1 protein-coding gene is annotated in these 502 nt (G+C 36.7%); it reads right to left on the reverse strand.

What is annotated here, in order from left to right; all coding sequences use genetic code 11:
* Positions 1–249: 249 nt before the first annotated feature.
* Positions 250–502, reverse strand: a 253-nt coding sequence (locus AC27IT_RS28390) for an SDR family oxidoreductase (protein WP_487092359.1), incomplete at its 5' end; no start/stop codon positions are given.

Raw genomic sequence — 502 nt, forward strand, 5'->3', positions numbered from 1 at the left:
ATTTTTCTTCTCTATATTTTTAGTTGTTTAAGTGCAAAATGGATAAACGCCACGCAAACACGTGACGCAGTCGTCAAAATTTTATAGTGATAATCAGCTAAATCTCTCTATCTCTCTCCTTATTATTTTACTGAACTTGCAGACAAAATTCCACTTTGCACATATGTGAAATGCTGGATGCAACAAAAAAACTTTTCAGTAGCCAAATGACCACTGAAAAGTTTTAGAAAAGCGAGTTATTTTCTACGTTTACATCATGATTCCACCATCTACATGCAGTGTTGTGCCGTTAATATAGTTGGACTCATCAGAGGCTAAATAAAGATAAGCATAACCAATGTCAGAAGGCTGACCTAACCTTTGTAAAGGAATAGTAGATTTCATTTGATCAATGATTTTGTCCGGCATCGCCTTCACCATATCCGTCTCAATAAACCCGGGAGCTACAGCGTTTACATTAATTCCTTTTCGCCCAAGCTCTTTAGCCCATGTTTTTGTCATT

It is taken from the genome of Brevibacillus sp. YAE8 (genome assembly GCF_057543335.1).